The organism is Streptomyces sp. NBC_01335, assembly GCF_035953295.1.
GTDB lineage: Bacteria > Actinomycetota > Actinomycetes > Streptomycetales > Streptomycetaceae > Streptomyces.
In genome coordinates this window covers 3291135-3311075 of the sequence record NZ_CP108370.1, presented here as the reverse complement: position 1 = coordinate 3311075, position 19941 = coordinate 3291135, and the positions used below count along the sequence as shown (strand labels likewise).

The following is a 19941-nucleotide window of genomic DNA, read 5'->3' as shown; positions in this document are numbered from 1 at the left end:
CGGGAGAACGGGAGCGCTGTGAGGACAGAGAGGACTGAGAGGACTGACGTGATCACTTCCCTGCTCGTCGCCAACCGCGGCGAGATCGCCTGCCGGATCTTCCGCACCTGCCGGGCGCTCGGCATCACCACCGTCGCCGTGTACTCCGACGCGGACGCCGGCGCCCTGCACGTCCGCGAGGCCGACCTCGCCGTACGGCTGCCGGGCGCGGCGCCCGCCGACACCTACCTCCGCGGCGACCTGATCGTCGCCGCGGCGCTCGCGGCGGGGGCCGACGCCGTGCACCCCGGGTACGGCTTCCTCTCCGAGAACGCCCCCTTCGCCGCCGCCGTGCAGGACGCCGGGCTCACCTGGGTCGGCCCGCCGGTCAAGGCGATCGAACAGATGGCGTCGAAGACCCGCGCCAAGGAGCTGATGGCCGCCGCCGAGGTCCCGTTGCTCGCCCCCGTCGACCCGGCCTCGGCGACCGAGGAAGAGCTGCCCCTGCTGCTCAAGGCGGCGGCGGGCGGCGGCGGGCGCGGGATGCGGATCGTACGGGAACTCGACGCTCTGTCGGCGGAGTTGACCGCCGCCAGGGCGGAGGCGGAGTCCGCGTTCGGGGACGGCGAGGTGTTCGCGGAGCCGTACGTCGAGCGCGGCCGGCACGTCGAGGTGCAGGTGATGGCCGACGACCACGGCACCGTCTGGGCGCTCGGCACCCGCGACTGCTCCCTCCAGCGCCGCCACCAGAAGGTCGTCGAGGAGGCCCCCGCGCCCGGCCTCGGCGAGGAGCTGCGGACCCGGCTGCACGACGCGGCGGTGGCCGCCGCCCGGACCGTCGGCTACCGGGGCGCGGGGACCGTGGAGTTCCTGGTCTCCGCCGAGGGGCGGCCGTACTTCCTGGAGATGAACACCCGACTCCAGGTCGAACACCCCGTCACCGAGGCGGTGTTCGGGCTCGACCTGGTCGCCCTCCAGCTGCGGATCGCCGAGGGCGAGCCGCTGCCCGCCGCCGAACCCCCCGCCCCCGAGGGGCACGCCGTGGAGGCCCGGCTCTACGCCGAGGACCCCGCCCACGACTGGCGCCCGCAGACCGGACTCCTGCACGCGCTCGACCTGCCCGAGGAGCCAGGGGTCCGCCTGGACGCCGGGTACACCGGCGGCGACACCATCGGCGTGCACTACGACCCGATGCTCGCCAAGGTCGTCGCCCACGCCGCCACCCGTACCGAGGCCGTACGGCTCCTCGCCCGCACCCTGGAACGCGCCCGCGTCCACGGCCCGGTCACCAACCGGGACCTGCTGGTCCGCTCCCTGCGCCACCCCGACTTCCTCGCCGCCCGCCTCGACACCGGGTTCTACGACCGCCACCTCGCCGCCCTCACTCCCGCCCCCGACGAGCCGGCCGTCCGCCGCGCCGCCCTGGCCGCCACCCTCGCCGACGCGGCGGCCCGTACGGCAGGGGGAGCGGCACGGAACGCCGGGGAAGCGGCCCGTACGACAGGGGGCGCGGGGGATGCGGTACGGACCCCGGCGCACGCCGCCGTACCCGCCCGCTTCGGCGCCTGGCGCAACATCCCCTCCCAGCCGCAGACCAAGCGCCACCGCGCCGAACCCGATGCCGGGGAGTACGAGACCGCCTACCGGGCCACCCGCACCGGACCCGTCCCGCACGAGGCCGGGGGCATCCGCGTGACGGAGGCCCGCCCCGACCGGGTCACCCTCGAACTCGACGGCATAACCCGCCGGTTCGCCGTCACCGTCCACGGCGACCAGGTGTACGTGGACACCGCGGACGGCTCCCACGCCTTCACCGCCCTGCCCCGCTTCACCGACCCCGCCGCCCGCGGCGAACCCGGCTCCCTGCTCGCCCCCATGCCCGGCACCGTCGTCCGCCTCGCGGAAGGGCTGGCGCCCGGGTCCGCCGTCGAGGCCGGGCAGCCGCTGATCTGGCTGGAGGCGATGAAGATGGAGCACCGCATCCTCGCCCCCGCCACCGGCACCCTCACCGCGCTCCACGCCGCGCCGGGCCTCCAGGTGGAGGTCGGCGCGCTGCTCGCCGTCGTACAGGAGACAGCCCAAGAGACAGCGCAAGAGACAGCGCAGGACCCGCCCCTCGCGGGGGAAGCACCTCATGCCCAGGACACGCCACAGGAGGCACCGCAGCCATGAGCACCGTCCTCGAATCCGCCGAGCACCAGGCGCTCCGCGCCGCCGTCGCCGCCCTCGGCAAGCGCTACGGGCGCGCCTACATGGCCTCCGTCATCGCGGAGGGCCGGCACACCGACGAACTCTGGTCCGAGGCGGCCAAGTTCGGCTACCTGGGCGTGAACCTCCCCGAGGAGTACGGCGGGGGCGGCGCCGGAATGGCGGAACTCTCCATCGTCCTGGAGGAGTTGGGTGCGGCCGGTGCCCCGCTGCTGATGATGGTGGTCTCCCCGGCGATCTGCGGCACGGTGATCTCCCGCTTCGGCACCGAGGCGCAGAAGCGGCAGTGGCTCCCCGGCCTCGCCGACGGCAGCCTCACCATGGCCTTCGGGATCACCGAGCCGGACGCCGGCTCCAACTCGCACCGGATCACCACCACCGCCCGCCGCGACGGCGACGACTGGCTGCTCACCGGCCGGAAGGTCTTCGTCTCGGGCGTCGACATCGCCGACGCCACGCTCATCGTGGGCCGCACCGAGGACGCCCGCACCGGGAAGCTCAAGCCCTGCCTCTTCATCGTCCCGCGCGACGCCCCCGGGTTCGGGCGCTCGCGGATCGACATGGAACTCCACGCCCCGGAGAAGCAGTTCGAGCTGGCCCTCGACGACGTGCGGCTGCCCGCCGAGGCGCTCGTCGGCGACGAGGACGCCGGGCTGCTCCAGCTCTTCGCCGGGCTCAACCCCGAACGCATCATGACGGCCGCCTTCGGTATCGGCATGGGCCGGTACGCGCTCGCGCGGGCCGTCGAGTACGCGAAGACCCGCCAGGTGTGGAAGACCCCGATCGGCGCCCACCAGGCCATCGCCCACCCGCTCGCCGTCGCCCACGTCGAACTCGAACTGGCCCGGCTGATGATGCAGAAGGCCGCCGCCCTCTACGACACGGGCGACGACATCGGTGCGGGCGAGGCCGCCAACATGGCCAAGTACGCGGCCGGGGAGGCGTGCGTGAAGGCCGTCGACCAGGCGGTGCACACCCTCGGCGGCAACGGCCTCACCCGCGAGTACGGACTCGCCTCACTCATCACCGCCGCCCGCGTCGCCCGGATCGCCCCGGTCAGCCGCGAGATGATCCTCAACTACGTCTCCCACCAGTCGCTGGGCCTGCCGAAGTCGTACTGACCCCGTCCGGGCACTCTCTCCCGGGCGCCCGCGCCCAGAAGTACCGCTTCCAGCCGCCCACCGCGTCGACAGGGGACCGTCATGGTGTTCCGCAGCGAGTACGCAGACGTCGCCATCCTCAGCACACCCATCCACGAAGCCGTCCTCGGCCGGGCCGCCGAGTTCGGGGAGACCGTCGCCCTGGTCGACGGGACCAACGGGATGGCCCTCACCTACGCCCAGCTCGACCACTTCCACCGGCGGATCGCCGCCGCGCTCGCCGAGGCCGGGCTCCGCAAGGGTGACGTCCTCGCCCTCCACAGCCCCAACACCATCGCCTACCCGCCCGTGTTCTACGGGGCGACGCGAGCGGGCGCCTCCGTCACCACGGTCCACCCGCTGGCCACCGCCGAGGAGTTCGCCAAGCAGCTCACCGACTCCTCCGCGCGCTGGATCGTCACCGTCTCCCCGCTCCTGGACACCGCCCGCCGCGCCGCCGGACTCGCGGGCGGAATACGGCGGATATTCGTCTGCGACGCCGCCGAGGGGCACACCTCGGTGCTCGACATGCTCGGTTCCACCGCCCCCGAACCGCAGGTGGAGATCGACCCGGACGAGGACATCGCCGTGCTGCCCTACTCCTCCGGCACCACCGGCGCCCCCAAGGGGGTGATGCTCACCCACACCTCCATCGCCACCAACCTGGAGCAACTCCAGCCGTTGGCCCCCCTCGCCCCGGATGAGCCAGTTTTGGCCGTTTTGCCCTTCTTTCACATCTACGGGCTCACCGCGCTGATGAACGGGCCGCTCCGGCACGGGGCGACCGTGGTGGTGCTGCCCCGCTTCGACCTGGACCAGTTCCTGGCCGCCATCGAGAAGCACCGGATCGCCGGGCTGTACGTGGCCCCGCCCATCGTGCTGGCCCTCGCCAAGCACCCGGCCGTCGCCCGCTACGACCTCTCCTCGCTCCGCTACATCGTCTCCGCCGCCGCCCCGCTCGACGCCGAGCTGGCCCGCGCCTGCTCGGAGCGGCTCGGGCTGCCTCCCGTACGGCAGGCGTACGGCATGACCGAGCTCTCCCCGGGCACCCACGTCGTGCCGCTCTCCGAGGAGAACCCGCCGGCCGGCACGGTCGGCAAGCTGATCCCCGGCACCGAGATGCGGATCGTCCGGCTCACCGACCCCGGGCAGGACGCGGAGCCCGGCACCGAGGGCGAGATCCTCATCCGGGGCCCCCAGGTGATGAAGGGCTACCTCGGCCGGCCCGACGCCACCGCTGCCATGATCGACGCGGACGGCTGGGTGCACACCGGGGACGTCGGCCGGGTCGACGCGGACGGCTGGCTGTACGTCGTCGACCGGGTCAAGGAGCTGATCAAGTACAAGGGCTACCAGGTCGCCCCCGCCGAACTGGAGGCCCTGCTGCTCGGCCACGAACACCTCGCCGACGCGGCCGTCATCGGCGTGTACGACGACGCGGGCAACGAGATCCCCAAGGCGTTCCTGGTCCGCTCACCGGCCCCGGACGCCCGGAAGCTCACCCCCGAGGACGTGCTCGCCTACGTCGCCGAGCGCGTCGCCCCGTACAAGAAGGTCCGGCGGGCCGAGTTCATCGACGCGGTACCCCGGGCCACCTCCGGCAAGATCCTCCGCCGCGAGCTCCGGGACCGCGAACTCCGGGACCGCGAACTCCGGGACCGCGAGCTCCGGGACCGGGACGGGGCGTCGGGGCAGCGGGCCGCCGGCGCCGAAGGGAGCCCCGCATGAGCAGCCTCGCCGCACCCGTCCACGACCGGGGCATCACCACGCTCACCCTGGACGCCCCCGCCCGCCGCAACGCCCTCTCCGCCGAACTGGTCGGCGAGTTGGCCCGGGCGCTCGACGCCTGCGCGGCGGACGCCGCCGTACGCGCCGTCGTCCTGACCCACACCGGCAGCACCTTCTGCGCCGGGGCCGACCTGAAATCACCCGCCGATCCCCGCGAGTTCGTGGCCCTGCTGCGGAAGATCGTCGCCCTGCCCAAGCCCGTGGTGGGCCGGATCACCGGCCATGTCCGGGCCGGCGGACTCGGCCTGCTCGGCGCGTGCGACATCGCGGTGGCCGGGCCCGGGGCGAGCTTCGCGCTCACCGAGTCGCGGCTCGGCCTCGCCCCGGCGGTGATCTCGCTGACCCTGCTGCCCCGCCTCGAACGCTCCGCCGCCGCCCGCTACTTCCTCACCGGGGAACGGTTCGACGCGGCCGAGGCCGCCCGCATCTCGCTGGTCACCCTCGCGGCGGGCGACCCGGCGGCGGCCCTCGCCCCGGGCGAGGGCGCGGACGAGGTCGACAAGGCGCTCGAACCCGTACTCGACGGACTGCGCAGGGCCTCCCCGCAGGGGCTGATGGCGTCGAAGCAGCTGGTCACGGCTACCGTGCTGGAGAGCTTCGACCAACACGCCGAAGACCTCGTCGCCCTGTCCACCGCGCTCTTCGCCTCCGACGACGCACGGGAGGGGATGACGGCCTTCCTCGAACGACGGGACCCCGCATGGGTGTGGTGACGCCCCCGAACGACACGCCCCACGTCAGAACGGCCGTGGGCGCCGCCAAGTCGCCCAAGCAGGACCGCAGCCGGGTCACCCGGCAGCGCCTCCTGGAGGCCGCCGTGGCCTGCCTCGCCGCCCACGGCTGGGCGGGCTCCACGGTCTCCGTCGTCGCCGAACGGGCCGGGGTCTCCCGGGGCGCCGCCCAGCACCACTTCCCCACCCGCGAGGACCTGTTCACCGGCGCCGTCGAGTACGTGGCCGAGGAGCGCTCCGCCGCACTGCGGGCACTCCCCGTGCAGGGCCGCGCCGAAGTAGTCGCCGCGCTCGTGGACCTGTACACCGGACCGCTCTTCCGTGCCGCGCTCCAGCTCTGGGTGGCCGCCTCCAACGAGCCGCAACTACGGCCCCGGGTCACCGAGCTCGAAGCCCGCGTCGGCCGTGAGACCCACCGCATCGCCGTCGCCCTGCTCCGCGCCGACGAGAGCAGGCCCGGGGTACGCGAGACGGTCCAGGGCCTCCTGGACATGGCCCGGGGCCTCGGCCTCGCCAACCTCCTCACCGACGACACCGCCCGCCGCCGGAGGGTCGTGGCCCAGTGGGCGGCGCTGGTGGACGGGGCGCTGGACTGAGCCGACGGGCAGGGCGCCGGTGAGCAGCGCGTCGGCGGGCGCGCGGCGGTGGGTTTTCGGACGAGGAGGTACGCGTGCCCGGCCCATCGTGTGCGGCAGCGGTCCGCTCCCTGGGTGGCCTGTGAAGAATGCGCTTACCGGGAATCGGTGATATCTGGGATATCGACGGCAAATCAAAATGCCATACACCGGGACACTCTGCATATTTCTACTTGGTAACCGTCACTCACGTCACAGCGGTTTCTGCTTCGTCGGACGAATCGTTGTCCCGCGATTTCATCTGGTGTTACCGTCCGTTCATTGCGAGGAGGGCCTTCTCGCAAGCGCGGGGGGTGGGGAAGGCGCACAAGCTCCACTTTTGGTGCCCGGACGGCATTCGGAGTGGAATATTGTGAAGCTTTCTGCCCGTGTGGCCACTACGGCAGGTACCGCCGCAGTCATCGCTCTCGTTCTCGCTCCTACGGCGGAGGCGAACTGGACGAGCAGCATCACCGCCGCCAGCGTCTCCTTCGAGTCCCGCCGCTGGTCCGACGAGCTGTACTCGCAGGTCCAGTTCAGCGGCTGTCACACCGACTCCGGTGTCACCAAGAGCACCGATGTGCAGATGTGGCGGGACATCAGCCTGCAGCCGGACGACTCCTACGACAACAAGACGTTCACCGCCTGCTTCAACGGCAGTACGAGCAACGGCGAGTGGACCGATCTGGGTTCAGGTAAGAAGGACGTGTACTTCCAGATCATGAAGATCGGTGGCTCGACCTTCGGCCCGCAGCTCACCGTGAACAGCGTCAGCGTCGACACCACCAAGGCCGACGGCTGATCGGATTCTCCGTCCCGGGGCCGCGGCCGCGGCCCCGGGACGCATCCTTACCCCCTGTGAGTCTCGATGAAATTTACGACCGCACTGAGAAGCAGCAGTGTGCGTTGGGCCGGCCCCGCCGTCCTGCTGATGGCCGCCCTCTATTATCTGACGGGGGAAAGCGCACCGCCGAGTACTTATCACCACTGGGCTCCGGCGATAGTGTCGGCTCCGCTGATGGTCCTTTATGCGCTGGCCTATGCTGTTGCCGCCGCTCTCGGCGTATGGGAAAGCGGGCGGCTGCGCAAGGCGCACGTCTGGGAATCGCTGCCCTCCCGGAGCCGTTATCGGGTCGCGGCGAACGTGCTCTTTCCCGTGGTCATTCTCTCCTGGCTCGTCCTGCTGCTTCCTCCCGCCGTCTCCCTCGCGCGCAGCGGCACCGCTCCGACTCTGGATTCCCTGCGACTGCCGCTGATGGGCATGCTGATCGTCGTCGCCCACGCCGTCGTCGGGTTCGCCATCGGGTCCTTCCTGCCGCGCCTGATCGCGACTCCGGTGGTCGCGGTCGTCGACTGGGTGGCGGTCGCGTTCACGCGGGCCACACAGCCCTACTGGATCCGGCATGTGTCCGGACAGTTCTCCGACATCGGCTTCGGCGAGGTGCCCCGCTTCGTGTCCGTCGCGGCTCCCGTCCTGCTGGCCGGGGGCGTCGCGGTGGGGCTGATGCTTCTGTGGCTGCCGTTCGGCCCCCGGGTGCTCCGCGGCGTCCTCGCGCTGGGCGTCGCCGCGGCCGGGGTCCTGGGTGCCCAGCACCTGGCCCGGGACTGGCCGCACACCCCGCCCATGGCCACCGGGCAGGCCCCGGTGGACTGCACGGGCGTGCACCCCCGGGTGTGCGTGCCGCGGGTGGCCACCGCGAACCTCGCCCGCATCCAGCGCGAGGCCGCCGCGACGCTGGGCGCCCTGCGGGCCGCCGGTGTCCCCGGCGCCGCCCCCGAGCGGATCGAGGACATGCTCGACGGACCTGCCCGGGCGGGCTCCGCCGACCGGGTGTGGCGGATGACCCTCATGAGCGCCGACCAGCCGCACGAGGCGGGCTACCAAGTCATGGTCCGGGCGCTGAAGTTCCGTTGTGCCGAGGTGCCCGTCGTCCGGGCCCACGCCGTATGGCTCTGGGGTGCCACCCACACCGGGCAGGTCGACATGTACCGACTGCACCGCGGCCGGGAAGGCGTCACTCCGGAGAGCCGGGAGATCGAGGACCGGGTCGGCGAAGAGGTCCGTACCGTCCTCGGTACCTCGCCGGCCGCCCAGAAGGCCTGGATACGCGAGAGCCTCGACTCCTGCGCGGGGGGTACGGCATGAGGTGGTGGATCGGTGCCCGGCGGGCGAGGATCATGGTCCCGCTGGCCCTGGCCGCCTTCCTGCTCCCCCTGCTCGTCGTGCAGAACACGCAGGTCGTCCTGCCCTCGCTCATCGGTTCGCCCCGGGTCGCACTGACCCTCTTCGTGCCCGTGCCGCTCGTCGCCTGCCTCATGCACGCGCTGGAATCGCGTGTTCCCGCCCCGGAGGACTCCGGGGTACGGCCGGTGGGCCGGTACGACGCCGCACTCGTCGCCGTCGTCTGCGCGGCGGCGCTCTGCTGCGCCCTGCTGGTCGCCGCGGCCGGTGGGACGCAGGAGGCCGCGGCGGCGGGCCGCGACGTGCTCTTCCTGGCCGGGCTCATGCTGCTGGGGCGTGCCGTGTTCGGCGCCTCGGCGGTCCTGGTGCCGGTGGCCTGGCTCGTACTCGTCGTCGGGATCGGCTTCCGCGGCAACACGCCGCGGTGGTGGACCGTCGTGCCGGAGTCCGCCCACGACGTCCCGGCGGCAGTCGCCTCCCTGCTGGTGTTCACCGCCGGCCTGACCGCTCTGATCTTCGCCCCGAGGAAGGCCCCGTGACCCTCGAACTCTCCGGCTGCACCTACCGTTACCGACGCGGCCGTCAGCCCGTACTGAAGGACTTCGACTACGCCCTTCCCGACGGGCTCTCCATCCTGCTGGGCCCCAACGGCGCCGGGAAGTCGACCCTGTTGAAGCTCGCGGCCTCGGTGACCCGCCCGCAGCGCGGCAGCGTCCACCTCGACGGGATCGCCGCGGGCACCCGGCAGTACCGGCAGGACGTGGCGTGGATGCCGCAGGACATCACCCCGATGCCCGGCCTCACGGCACGCGAGTACGTCGCGTACATCGGCTGGCTCAAGGGCATGAGCCGCCCGGACGCCTGGAAACGGGCCAGGCAGGCCCTCGTGCAGGTCGACCTCGCCGACCGGATGAACGAGCGCAGCGACCGCCTCTCCGGCGGCCAGCTGCGGCGCGTCGGGGTGGCCGGGGCGCTGGTGCACGGGGCCCGTGTGCTGCTGCTCGACGAACCGACCGCGGGCCTCGACCCGTATCAGCGGCGGGTGTTCCGGGACATGCTCGCGGGACTCACTAGCGACATCCGGGTCCTGCTCTCGACCCATGACGTCGCCGACCTGGCCGAGGAGGCCGACCACGTGACCGTGGTCTACGACGGCAGGATCATCCACCACGGTGACACCGCCTCGTTCCTCGCCCTCACCCCGCCCGGCACCGTCGCGGGCCGGGCGGCGGAGGGCGCCTACACGGCCCTGCTGCGCGACAGCGGTGCCAGGGCGTAGGGCCTTTCGCCCGGACCGGGCCGGGTCGGGGGAGCGGCCCCGGCGGTGAGGCTCCGGGGCGCGGGGCCCGGTGCTCAGCCCGTGATCGGCGTGATCGAGTCGTACCCGTCGATCTCGCGCGGGTCCCGGGCCGCCGGGCCCACGTACTCCGCCGAGGGCCGCACCAGCCGGCCCGTGCGCTTCTGCTCCAGGATGTGCGCCGACCAGCCGGCCGTGCGGGCGCAGGTGAACATCGAGGTGAACATGTGCGCCGGGACCTCCGCGAAGTCCAGCACGATCGCCGCCCAGAACTCCACGTTCGTCGCCAGCACCCGGTCCGGGCGCCGGGCGTGCAGCTCCTCCAGCGCCGCCTTCTCCAGAGCCTGAGCCACCTCGAAGCGGGGCGCGGCCAGTTCGCGCGCGGTGCGCCGCAGCACCCGGGCGCGCGGGTCCTCGGCGCGGTAGACGCGGTGGCCGAAGCCCATCAGCCGCTCGCCCTTGTCCAGCGCCTGCTTCACGTACGCGGTGGCGTCCCCGGTCCGCTCGATCTCCTCGATCATGCCGAGGACCCGGGACGGGGCGCCGCCGTGCAGCGGACCCGACATGGCGCCCACCGCGCCGGACAGTGCCGCCGCCACGTCCGCGCCGGTCGACGCGATGACCCGGGCGGTGAACGTGGAGGCGTTCATGCCGTGTTCGGCGGCCGAGGTCCAGTACGCGTCGACGGCCTTCACGTGCTGGGGATCGGGCTCGCCGCGCCAGCGGATCATGAACCGCTCGGCGACGGACTCCGCCTTGTCGATCTCGCGCTGCGGCACCATCGCGAGCCCCTGCCCGCGCGCCGACTGGGCCACGTACGACAGGGCCATCACGGCCGCCCGCGCGAGGTTGTCGCGGGCCGTCGCCGCGTCGATGTCGAGCAGCGGCTTCAGGCCCCACACCGGGGCGAGCATCGCCAGCGCCGACTGCACGTCGACCCGGATGTCACCGGAGTGGACCGGGATGGGGAACGGCTCGGCGGCCGGCAGACCGGGGTTGAACGCCCCGTCCACCAGCAGCCCCCAGACGTTGCCGAAGGACACCTGGCCGACGAGGTTCTCGATGTCGATCCCGCGATAACGGAGCGCCCCGCCTTCCCTGTCCGGTTCGGCGATCTCCGTCTCGAACGCGACGACTCCCTCAAGTCCGGGTACGAATGCGGACATCAGGCGGCTCCCTCTGTGCGGATGCGAGCTGTGTCGGTGAGGCCCCGGGTACGAAGCCCGAAGCCCCGAAAGGCCCTCCGTGGGACCTGACCCCCGATAGTGGCGGCTTCCCCCGGGGCAAGGAAGGGTGATGTCCCGCACAGCACCCCCGCGTGTCGCGCAGGACCGCCGCTCGACGCGCGACAGCGTCGCTCCCGGCTCGTTCGGCCCCGGCCCGCTGCGGCAGGATGGGCCCGTGCCCACAGCTGACCCGACACCTCCGTCCGCTTCCCGTCCGGCCGCCTCCCCGTCCTCCGATTGCACCATCGATCCGGCGGCGATGCGCGAGCAGTACCGTTCCGAGGCGTTCGCCGAGCAGGATCTCGCCGCCGAGCCCATGGACCAGTTCGCCCGCTGGTTCCGGCAGGTCGCCGCCGGAGGCGTCCTGCACGAGCCGAACGCCATGGTGGTCTCCACCGCCGCGCCGGACGGCCGCCCGTCCTCCCGCACGGTGCTGCTCAAGGGCTTCGACGCGAGCGGCTTCGTCTTCTACACCAACTACGAGTCCCGCAAGGGCAGGGAGCTGGCCGCGAACCCCTACGTCTCGCTGCTCTTCCCCTGGCACCCGCTCGCCCGCCAGGTCGTCGTCACCGGCGTCGCGGAGCGCGTGAGCCGCGCGGAGACCGTGGCGTACTTCCGTACCCGCCCGCACGGCTCCCAGCTCGGCGCGTGGGCGAGCGCCCAGTCCACGGTCATCGGCTCCCGCCGCGAGCTCACCGAGCGGTACGAGGAGTTGGCGGCCCGCTACCCGGAGGGCGAGAAGGTGCCCGTACCGCCGCACTGGGGCGGTTTCCGGGTCGTGCCGGAGACGGTGGAGTTCTGGCAGGGCCACGAGAACCGGCTGCACGACCGGCTGCGGTACGTACGCCCCCCGGCGCCCGGGTCCACCGGCTGGCGCGTGGAGCGCCTCTGCCCCTGAGGCACGTACCGGACGAAGAGGCGGAACAAGCGGAACCCGCAGGCTCGGGTCCCTCCGTGAGGAGGAGCCGGCCGGATCTACCGGCGAGCCTGCGGGTCGGTGACTGCTTGGGTTTCGGCAGACAGCCTGCCGAGGTGCACGATGTGCGACGACGGGCTGTCAGCCCGCAGCCACCTCACGAATCCGATAAGACTGCACTTTTCGGATCACCTCCTTTCAGCGTGTGCGGCAAGCCTAGAAACCTCGTCCGGGCCGCACAACCTATTTATCGGAAGCAGGTGTGCGGCGCGGCACGGTCGAGTTCAATGGGTATCTGACGTGCATAAACGCACGCCGGTACGCGTGCCGCCAGGGCTGCGGCACGGACAGCGGGGACGGCACGTTCTGCGGGGGTACGGAATGAGTCCTTCCATGGGCAGCGGTACGGCCGACCAGTCCGCGTCGGACGCCTCGGGTGCCACCGACGCCACCAGCACCTCACGAGCGGCGGGTGTGGCCGGACCCGGCGCCGCACTCCTCGCCGCGCTCCTCGACGGCATGGACACCGCGCTCTTCGCGCTGGACGCCCAGGGCACCGTCACGCACTGGAACCGCCAGGCCGAACGCGTCCTCGGCTGGGCCGCCGCCGAGGTCGTGGGCCGGGACGGCTTCGCCGGCTGGGCGGTGCGCGGGCCCGACGCCGACGAGGTGCGGCGGCGGCTGATGGCGATCCAGGACTCCGCGGGCCGCCAGGTCCACGAGTTCGCGCTGGTCCGTAAGGACGGCGGCCGGGTCCTCGTCCGGATGCAGGCCGCCGGGATGCGCGGCGAGGGCGGCGGACCGGCCGGGGTCTACTGCGCGTTCAGCGAGGCGCACGCCCAGATCGACCTGGAACGCTCCATCGCGCTGAGTGAGGCGCTCTTCCAGGACGGGCCCTGGGGCGTGGTCCTGGTCGACGCCGACCTGCGGCCCACCGTCGTCAACGCGCACGCGGCGCGGGCGCTCGGCGGCGGCCGGACCTCCCTGCTCGGCCGCCCCCTCGGCGAGGTCGTCCTCCAGGGGGTGGAGGACCTCGAAGCCGCCTTCCACCATGTGCTCGCCGCCGGGGCGCCGCCCGCCCCCGCGGAACTCTGGCTGACCCTGCGCGGCCGCGAGGGCGAGCGGCGGCGCTGCTGGCGCAGCGGCTTCCTCCGGCTCTGCTCACCCCTCACCGAGGAGGCGGTGCCGCTCGGGGTCGCCTGGCTGTTCCAGGACGTGACCGAAGCGCGCACCGCCGAGCAGGCGTCGGCCCGGCTGCGGTTCCGCTCCGCCCAACTGCACCGGGCGGCCAGAGCAGCAGCCGAGTGCGAGGACCCGTGGGAGGCGGCGACGACCACCCTCGACTTCTCGCTGGCCGGGTTCGCCGACCACGCGCTGCTCGACCTGGTGGCGGGGGAGCGCCTGGTCCGTACGGCGGCCACCCCCACCGACGCCCCGGGCCCCTGCCTGCTGGTCGCCGGGGGCTCGCTCCCCGCCCGTTACGACGCGGGCCACCCGGCCCTCCAGTCGCTGGACCGGATCGCCCCGGTCCGGGTGAGCGCGGGCCCCGCCGGGGAGTCCTGGGCGAGGGAGCGCCACTGGCCCCGGCACACCGCGCACGCCCTGTGCGCGGCCCTGCGCAGCCGGGGCCGGACCCTCGGGGTCGTGACCTTCCTGCGTACGGCGGACCGCCCGGCCTTCGAGCGGGAGGACGCCGCCCACGCGGAGAGCGCGGCGGTCCGGGTGGCCTCCGCGGTGGACCTGGCGCTGCTGCTCGACGGCCGTACGGGCGGCTGACCCCCGGGCGGACCGCCCCCGGGTCCGCCTCCTGGGCGGGGCGCCGGGGTGTCGGTGCGGGGTGCCGGGCGGGTCAGTGCTGGTAGAAGATCCGGTCCCGGTTCTCGTCGAACACCCGCCGGTTCCACTCGTGGCCGCCGTCCACGTTGCCCGAGCGCAGCAGCGGCGGCTCGATGCCGCGGGCGGCCAGTTCCTCTGCGGCGGCGGCCATCGTCGCCTGCATCAGCGCGCTGGTCACGACGGTGGAGGCGGGGGCGAACGGGGCGCCGACCCCGTCGGTGGTCAGCTCCGCGTCGCCCACCGCGATCTTGCTGTCCAGCACGATGTCGCAGTGGTCGAGCAGGAAGCCGCCGGTGGCGGACCGGGACGAGGTGGCGGCGGCGTACGCCACCGAGGTCACCCCGATCACGGTGAGGCCGCGCGCCCGTGCCTCGCGGGCCATCTCGACGGGCAGGGTGTTGCGGCCGGAGAGGGAGATGATCACCAGCAGGTCGCCCGCCCTGGCCGGGCTGGCCGCGAGCACGGTGGTGGCGAGCCCCTCCACCCGCTCCAGCGCCGAGCCGAGGGTCGCGGGCATCACGTCGACCCCGACCGTTCCCGGCACCGCGAGGAGGTTCATCAGGGCGGGGCCGCCCGCCCGGTAGACCACGTCCTGCGCGGCGAGCGAGGAGTGCCCGGCACCGAAGGCGAAGAGCCGGCCGCCCGCGGCGATGGTGTCGGCGACCGCCGCCCCGGCCGCCGCGACGGAGGCGGACTCCTCGTCGCGGACCCGGGCCAGCAGCCCGATGGCCGCGTCGAAGAACTGGCCGGCCAGCTTGCTCTCGCTCATCGGGGGGAGCCCTTTCGGCGTGGGGTGGGCGTCGGCTCGGGTCGTGTCCGACCACGGCCAGGTGCCGATCACGTTGCGGTCCGGACCACCGCACTGTCAAGAGCCTCCCCGGCCGTCCGCGGTCGGCCCTGTCGACGGGCACGGCACGGTTGACAGCGCGATGCGTCAGAATTGGACGAGGGGCACAGCACGGCGGCAACACGGCAGCATGACGTTTCACTGTCACAGTTATGAGGGGCACGAATGTCCGGACTGATCGACACCACGGAGATGTATCTCCGCACCATCCTCGAACTGGAAGAGGAAGGCGTGGTCCCGATGCGCGCCCGTATCGCTGAGCGGCTGGACCAGTCCGGTCCGACCGTCAGCCAGACGGTGGCCCGGATGGAGCGCGACGGACTGGTCCAGGTCGCCGGGGACCGCCACCTGGAGCTGACCGAGGAGGGCCGGCGCCTGGCCACCCGCGTCATGCGCAAGCACCGGCTCGCCGAGTGCCTGCTCGTCGACGTGATCGGCCTGGAGTGGGAGCAGGTGCACGCCGAGGCCTGCCGCTGGGAGCACGTGATGAGCGAGGCCGTGGAGCGGCGGGTGCTGGAGCTGCTGCGCCACCCCACGGAGTCCCCGTACGGCAACCCGATCCCGGGCCTGGAGGAGCTGGGCGAGCACGCCGAGGCCGATCCGTTCCTGGGGCAGGGCATGGTCAGCCTGGCCGAGCTGGACCCGGGCAGCGACGGCAAGACCGTCGTGGTGCGCCGGATCGGCGAGCCCATCCAGACCGACGCCCAGCTGATGTACACGCTCCGGCGCGCCGGGGTCCAGCCGGGCGCCGTCGTCAGCGTGACGGCGGCGGCGGGCGGCGTGCTGGTCGGCTCGGGCGGTGAGGCGGCGGAGCTGGACAGCGAGGTCGCCTCGCACGTCTTCGTCGCCAAGCGCTGAGCGACCCGAGCGGGCGGGCGCGGGAGCACCCGCCGGAGCGGGGGTGCGCACGGCCCGGAGCACGAGGGGGCACGAGCGGCGGCCCCGCGCCCCGGGTGCTGGGAAGCCGCCGTCGGGACGCCGTCGGGCGCCCGGGGGTGGCGTACGCGCGCCGCGCACGCTCCGAGCAGGGACGGAACCCCCCACCACGCTCCGCGTCCCGCCGCACGGCACCGGAGAAGCGGGCGTCACGGTCATCGAACCGTGACGCCCGCTTTCTCTTTTCCGTACGGAATTGCAGCGGCCGGGCGGCTCGCGTGCCAGGCTTGAGCCAGGCATATGACCTGAGGTCGCCGGCCGGGTGGGCCGTGCGGCAGGGGAGGAGCAGGGAATGCGCCCGTCGTACCAGCATGTGCAGCGGTACGCGCCCCCCGTGCGCCCACGTACGCCTCCACCGGGCACCGCCCGGGGCGGCCCGGCCCGCCCGGCGGACCGTGTCCCGGAGGTGTTCTCCGGCCGTCGGCGTCGGGTCGTGGAGCGCGCCGGCGCCGCCCCGGGGGCGTGCGACGGCGCACGCGCCCCCGCCGCGGTCGCGAGCGCGGCGGAGGCGGTGGCCGGGAGGCCGGAGAGCCCGGCGCCCGGAGGCGCCGGGACCCGTCCTCCCCGGTGTCGACCCGGAGCCCCGAGCTCCCAGGGTCGTTCCCGCGGACCGTCATCCCCGAGCGGCCCGCTCCCCGCTGAACATCTCCCCAGGTCGGCGGCGGCCAATCATGGAACGTAGTCACCCGAACGAGCGGTGTTGACCGCCGGACGCGCCATTTTCGAATAAAGGTTCGATAGTGTGAGCGGCGAGGCCACCCGTGATCGAGAACCAGAAGGGGATGCCAGGACATATGGTGCGGCGCATCGATGTGACGGGCTCGGACGGCGTCCGGCTCGCGGCCTGGGAGTTCACCGATCCGCCCAAGGGGCGCGCGGAGGAAGCGAGTGCGCCGGGGGTCTTACTGCTGCACGGACTGATGGGCCGGGCCACCCACTGGGCCGCCCAGGCCCAATGGCTCTCGGAGCGGTACCGCGTGGTCGGGCTCGACCAGCGCGGCCACGGCCGCAGCGAGAAGCCCGCGGACGGCCCGTACACCCGGGACGCGTACGTGGACGACGTCGAGAGCGCGGTCGAACAGCTCGGCCTCGGCCCGGTGACCCTCGTCGGGCACGCCATGGGCGCCCTCACCGCCTGGCAGTTCGCCGCCAAACGCCCCGACCTCGTCCGGGCGCTGGTCATCTGCGACATGCGGGCCTCCGCGCCGGGCGCCGCCACCCAGCGCGAGTGGAGCGACTGGCTCGACTCCTGGCCGGTCCCCTTCGCGACCCTCGCCGCCGTCCGCAAGTGGTTCGGCGAGGACGATCCGTGGGTGGAGCGCCCCAACCCCGCACGCGGCGAGTTCTTCGCCGAGGTGATGGCCGAGGGCGAGGACGGCTGGCGGCCCGTCTTCTCCCGCCGCCAGATGCTGGCGTCCCGGGCGACCTGGGTCCTGGACGCGCACTGGGAGGAGCTGGCGCAGGTCCGCTGCCCGACCCTGGTGCTGCGCGGGACGGATGCCCAACTGGGCCGCGCCGAGGCCCAGGAGATGGTCCGGGTGCTGCCGCTCGGGCAGTACGCCGAGGTGCCCGACGCCGGCCACCTCGTCCACTACGACCGGCCGGACGCCTGGCGCGTCGCGGTCGAACCCTTCCTGGCGGCACTGGCCGACGCGTCCCCGGAGCCGGTGGTGTCCTGACGGGCTCCACGGGGGCCCGCCGGGCCCCCGTGGACGCTCCCACCCCTCGCCGACCGCCCGGCCCGGCGCGGGGCTCACCCCTTGCTGACCGCCGCGAGGATCTCCGGCAGCCGGGCCGCCGTGCGCGCCGCCCCGAGCCGCAGCCCCGCCCAGGCGGCGAGCAGGCCGTACGCCGCGCCCACCGGCACCACGAGCCAGAGCGAGCGGTGGTCCGTCACGGTCAGCACCACCGTCAGGACGACCACCGGCGAGGCCACCAGCACCGAGCCCACCATGCCGCCGACGCCCGACATCCAGGCCAGTCCGCCCTGCCCCGGCGCCACGTTCTTGAACCCGCCCTCCTGCGGGATCGAGTACGGGAAGAGCGCCGACGCCAGCGCGCCCAGCCCGAGCATCCCGCCGAGCAGCGCGAACGACACCCCGAACACCCCGGTGAGCGACCCCCAGGAGCCGAGCAGCGCGGCGGTCAGCGCGCCCACGGCCAGGGTGTACGGCACGGTGACGACGGCCAGGGCCAGGGCACGGGCCCGCAGCTCCTCGTACGCGTCCCGGGGCGAGGCGATGGTCTGCGCCACCATCCAGAAGGCGGAGGTGTCCTGGCCGAACTGGTTGTACATCTGCATCCCGAGCAGCCCCGTCGCGAAGCAGGCGAAGTAGGCCGAGCCGGCGCCCTGGAGTGCGTTGAACACGGGCACGATCAGCCCGACCGTCAGCGAGGTGATCCAGGCGCCCTTCGTCTTCGGGTCCCGCAGCACGTACCGCAGGCTCCGGCCCATCACCGTACGGGTCCGGCCCTCGGGCAGCAGCCGGCCCAGCCTCGGGCCCCGGCCGCCCCGGGCCTTCTCGCGCGGCGGCCCGGCGGCGGCGATCGTCGAGCCGTCCGGGGCCGTCATCAGCGTCACCAGACCGCGCTGCCACCACCACAGCAGCCCGGCCAACGACACCACCGAGACGAGGAGTTGCGCCACCGCCTCGCCGTACGAGCCGCCCGACGCGGAGTCCACCGCGCCGATCGCCGAGGCGGCGGGCAGCCACCGCACCACGCCGGCCACCGGCTCCAGGGAGGAGAGCCCGCCCGCCCGGCCGAGGCTCTGGGCGCCGAAGTTGACGAACTGGATGCCCACCGCGATCACCAGCCCGCTCAGCACCGCGAGGTCACGGCCCTTGCGCGAGGTCAGCAGCCGGATGTTGGCCGTGGCGACGGACCGCGCCAGCGCCACGCAGATCAGCAGCGCCAACGGTACGGCGACCACCCCGACGACCACCGCGCCCGACCCGTGCGCCACCGCGAGCACCGAACCCACCAGCAGGCAGAGCGCGAACAGCGGCCCGACACCCACGAGCGAGGCCGCCAGCAGGGCCCGTACCAGCGGACGCGGCCGGAGCGGCAGCATCACCAGCCGGCTCGGGTCCAGCGTCTCGTCCCCGCTCGGGAAGAACAGCGGGAGCACCGCCCACCCCAGCGCCAGCACCCCGGTGGCCAGCACCACCACGGTCGCCGCGTCGCGCCCCTCACCGCGCAGCAGCACCAGCCCCAGCAACTGCCCCGCCGCGATCAGCACCACCACGACCAGGGTCACCACGAACGCCGCCCGCCGCCCGGCCGACTGCCGCAGCCCGTTGCGGAGCAGCGCCAGCTTGAGCCGTACGAAGAGCGGGACGAGCCCGTCGGTCCCGGCGTCCGGGGCCGGAGCGACCGGGCCCGGCCGGCCGTCGAGGACGCTCATCGCCCGCCGCCCAGCCAGTCGAGGTTGTCCGCGCCGTCCGCCGCACGCGCGCCCACCAGGTCCAGGAACGCCTGCTGGAGCGAGGGCGCCGCGCCCCGCACCTCGGCGAGCGGGCCCTGCGCCTTGATCCGGCCCCCCGCCATCACCGCCACCCAGTCGCAGAGCGACTCGACCAGCTCCATCACATGGCTGGAGAAGACGACGGTGGCCCCGGAACGGGTGTAGCGCTCCAGCACACCCCGGATGGCCTGCGCGGAGACCGGGTCGACGCCCTCGAACGGCTCGTCCAGGAAGAGCACTTCGGGATTGTGCAGCAGCGCCGCCGCCAGCCCGATCTTCTTCCGCATCCCGGTCGAGTAGTCGACGACCAGCTTGTGCTGCGCCCCGGCCAGATCCAGCACGTCCAGCAACTGGGCGGCCCGCTTGTCGGTCTCGGCGCCGGGAATGCCGCGCAAACGGCCGTTGTAGGCGAGGAGTTCACGCCCGGAGAGCCGCTCGAAGAGCCGCAGCCCCTCGGGCAGCACCCCGATCCGCGCCTTCACCGCGACCGGGTCGGCCCACACGTCGTGGCCGCCGATCTCGACCTTCCCCATGTCGGGCCTCAGCAGCCCCGTCACCATGGAGAGCGTGGTCGTCTTGCCCGCGCCGTTCGGCCCGACCAGACCGATGAACCGGCCCGCCGGCAGGTCCAGATCGATCCCGGAGACGGCCACCTGCTCCCCGAACCGCTTCCACAGCCCCTGCACCCGCACGGCGGGTGGCGCCTGCGCGGCCTCCCTGGTGCTGTCCGTCTCTGTCCGGTCAGGCATGACACGACCTCTCGCTGTCCCCGCTCC

17 protein-coding genes are annotated in these 19941 nt (G+C 73.3%); 13 read left to right on the top strand and 4 right to left on the bottom strand.

All coding sequences use genetic code 11. From position 1 onward, the window contains the following. Positions 1-48 precede the first annotated feature (48 nt). From OG599_RS14185 to OG599_RS14145, 9 genes are all read left to right on the top strand, one after another. Complete coding sequence (locus OG599_RS14185) at positions 49-2151, top strand: ATP-binding protein (protein WP_327176337.1); 2103 nt, start codon at positions 49-51, stop codon at positions 2149-2151. After that, positions 2148-3308 carry an acyl-CoA dehydrogenase family protein gene (locus OG599_RS14180; protein ID WP_327176336.1) on the top strand — a complete coding sequence of 387 codons (1161 nt, stop codon included), beginning with the start codon at positions 2148-2150 and terminating at the stop codon, positions 3306-3308. Before OG599_RS14185 ends, OG599_RS14180 begins: the two co-directional genes overlap by 4 nt. An 81-nt stretch (positions 3309-3389) precedes the next feature. Beyond that, positions 3390-5054 (top strand): 4-coumarate--CoA ligase family protein, encoded by a 1665-nt coding sequence (locus OG599_RS14175; RefSeq protein WP_327176335.1) that lies wholly within the window; start codon positions 3390-3392, stop codon positions 5052-5054. Beyond that, the gene (locus OG599_RS14170; RefSeq protein WP_327176333.1) at positions 5051-5827 is read left to right on the top strand and encodes an enoyl-CoA hydratase family protein; all 777 of its coding nucleotides are present in this window, start codon (positions 5051-5053) and stop codon (positions 5825-5827) included. The genes OG599_RS14175 and OG599_RS14170 overlap by 4 nt, the downstream gene beginning before the upstream one ends. Beyond that, positions 5815-6441, top strand: coding sequence for a TetR/AcrR family transcriptional regulator (locus tag OG599_RS14165; RefSeq protein ID WP_327176332.1), 627 nt, complete (start codon positions 5815-5817; stop codon positions 6439-6441). Before OG599_RS14170 ends, OG599_RS14165 begins: the two co-directional genes overlap by 13 nt. A gap of 409 nt (positions 6442-6850) precedes the next feature. Beyond that, entirely contained in the window at positions 6851-7261 is a 411-nt protein-coding gene (locus tag OG599_RS14160) for a hypothetical protein (protein ID WP_327176331.1), read from the top strand. Positions 7262-7477: 216 nt separating this feature from the next. Beyond that, the gene (locus tag OG599_RS14155) at positions 7478-8605 is read left to right on the top strand and encodes a hypothetical protein (RefSeq protein WP_327176330.1); all 1128 of its coding nucleotides are present in this window, start codon (positions 7478-7480) and stop codon (positions 8603-8605) included. After that, positions 8602-9180 carry a hypothetical protein gene (locus OG599_RS14150; protein ID WP_327176329.1) on the top strand — a complete coding sequence of 193 codons (579 nt, stop codon included), beginning with the start codon at positions 8602-8604 and terminating at the stop codon, positions 9178-9180. The genes OG599_RS14155 and OG599_RS14150 overlap by 4 nt, the downstream gene beginning before the upstream one ends. Then, entirely contained in the window at positions 9177-9920 is a 744-nt protein-coding gene (locus tag OG599_RS14145) for an ATP-binding cassette domain-containing protein (protein ID WP_327176328.1), read from the top strand. Before OG599_RS14150 ends, OG599_RS14145 begins: the two co-directional genes overlap by 4 nt. A 74-nt stretch (positions 9921-9994) precedes the next feature. Here OG599_RS14145 and OG599_RS14140 read toward each other — a convergent pair whose 3' ends face one another. Beyond that, positions 9995-11104 carry a citrate synthase 2 gene (locus OG599_RS14140; protein ID WP_327176327.1) on the bottom strand — a complete coding sequence of 370 codons (1110 nt, stop codon included), beginning with the start codon at positions 11102-11104 and terminating at the stop codon, positions 9995-9997. Positions 11105-11423: 319 nt separating this feature from the next. On the opposite strand from OG599_RS14140, the gene pdxH reads away from it, so the two are divergent. Continuing rightward, positions 11424-12062, top strand: a complete 639-nt coding sequence (gene pdxH, locus OG599_RS14135; protein WP_327180032.1) for a pyridoxamine 5'-phosphate oxidase — start codon at positions 11424-11426, stop codon at positions 12060-12062. Positions 12063-12473: 411 nt separating this feature from the next. Then, a complete protein-coding gene (locus OG599_RS14130) occupies positions 12474-13856 on the top strand; it encodes a PAS domain-containing protein (protein WP_442809428.1) in 1383 nt (460 codons plus the stop codon). Between the two features lie 73 nt (positions 13857-13929). Here the strand turns inward: OG599_RS14130 and OG599_RS14125 are convergent, their stop codons facing one another. Beyond that, positions 13930-14685, bottom strand: a complete 756-nt coding sequence (locus OG599_RS14125) for an SIS domain-containing protein (RefSeq protein ID WP_327176326.1) — start codon at positions 14683-14685, stop codon at positions 13930-13932. Positions 14686-14928: 243 nt separating this feature from the next. Here OG599_RS14125 and OG599_RS14120 point away from each other — a divergent pair, with 243 nt between their 5' ends. Further along, the gene (locus tag OG599_RS14120; RefSeq protein WP_327176325.1) at positions 14929-15621 is read left to right on the top strand and encodes a metal-dependent transcriptional regulator; all 693 of its coding nucleotides are present in this window, start codon (positions 14929-14931) and stop codon (positions 15619-15621) included. A gap of 872 nt (positions 15622-16493) precedes the next feature. Continuing rightward, entirely contained in the window at positions 16494-17378 is an 885-nt protein-coding gene (locus OG599_RS14115; protein WP_327176323.1) for an alpha/beta fold hydrolase, read from the top strand. Between the two features lie 74 nt (positions 17379-17452). On the opposite strand, the gene OG599_RS14110 is transcribed toward OG599_RS14115, so the two are convergent. Together OG599_RS14110 and OG599_RS14105 are read right to left on the bottom strand one after the other, a co-directional pair. Then, positions 17453-19105 (bottom strand): transporter, encoded by a 1653-nt coding sequence (locus OG599_RS14110; RefSeq protein ID WP_327176322.1) that lies wholly within the window; start codon positions 19103-19105, stop codon positions 17453-17455. Next, positions 19102-19914, bottom strand: coding sequence for an ABC transporter ATP-binding protein (locus OG599_RS14105; protein ID WP_327176321.1), 813 nt, complete (start codon positions 19912-19914; stop codon positions 19102-19104). Before OG599_RS14105 ends, OG599_RS14110 begins: the two co-directional genes overlap by 4 nt. Positions 19915-19941: the final 27 nt, after the last annotated feature.

Excerpts from the sequence above, each read along its gene's own strand:
- OG599_RS14115 (WP_327176323.1), top strand. The coding sequence starts at position 16,494 with ATGGTGCGGCGCATCGATGTGACGGGCTCGGACGGCGTCCGGCTCGCG.
- OG599_RS14170 (WP_327176333.1), top strand. The coding sequence starts at position 5,051 with ATGAGCAGCCTCGCCGCACCCGTCCACGACCGGGGCATCACCACGCTC.
- OG599_RS14175 (WP_327176335.1), top strand. The coding sequence starts at position 3,390 with ATGGTGTTCCGCAGCGAGTACGCAGACGTCGCCATCCTCAGCACACCC.
- OG599_RS14130 (WP_442809428.1), top strand. The coding sequence starts at position 12,474 with ATGGGCAGCGGTACGGCCGACCAGTCCGCGTCGGACGCCTCGGGTGCC.
- OG599_RS14150 (WP_327176329.1), top strand. The coding sequence starts at position 8,602 with ATGAGGTGGTGGATCGGTGCCCGGCGGGCGAGGATCATGGTCCCGCTG.
- pdxH (WP_327180032.1), top strand. The coding sequence starts at position 11,424 with ATGCGCGAGCAGTACCGTTCCGAGGCGTTCGCCGAGCAGGATCTCGCC.
- OG599_RS14105 (WP_327176321.1), bottom strand. The coding sequence starts at position 19,914 with ATGCCTGACCGGACAGAGACGGACAGCACCAGGGAGGCCGCGCAGGCG.
- OG599_RS14110 (WP_327176322.1), bottom strand. The coding sequence starts at position 19,105 with ATGAGCGTCCTCGACGGCCGGCCGGGCCCGGTCGCTCCGGCCCCGGAC.
- OG599_RS14120 (WP_327176325.1), top strand. The coding sequence starts at position 14,929 with ATGTCCGGACTGATCGACACCACGGAGATGTATCTCCGCACCATCCTC.
- OG599_RS14165 (WP_327176332.1), top strand. The coding sequence starts at position 5,815 with ATGGGTGTGGTGACGCCCCCGAACGACACGCCCCACGTCAGAACGGCC.
- OG599_RS14155 (WP_327176330.1), top strand. The coding sequence starts at position 7,478 with ATGGTCCTTTATGCGCTGGCCTATGCTGTTGCCGCCGCTCTCGGCGTA.
- OG599_RS14125 (WP_327176326.1), bottom strand. The coding sequence starts at position 14,685 with ATGAGCGAGAGCAAGCTGGCCGGCCAGTTCTTCGACGCGGCCATCGGG.
- OG599_RS14180 (WP_327176336.1), top strand. The coding sequence starts at position 2,148 with ATGAGCACCGTCCTCGAATCCGCCGAGCACCAGGCGCTCCGCGCCGCC.
- OG599_RS14140 (WP_327176327.1), bottom strand. The coding sequence starts at position 11,104 with ATGTCCGCATTCGTACCCGGACTTGAGGGAGTCGTCGCGTTCGAGACG.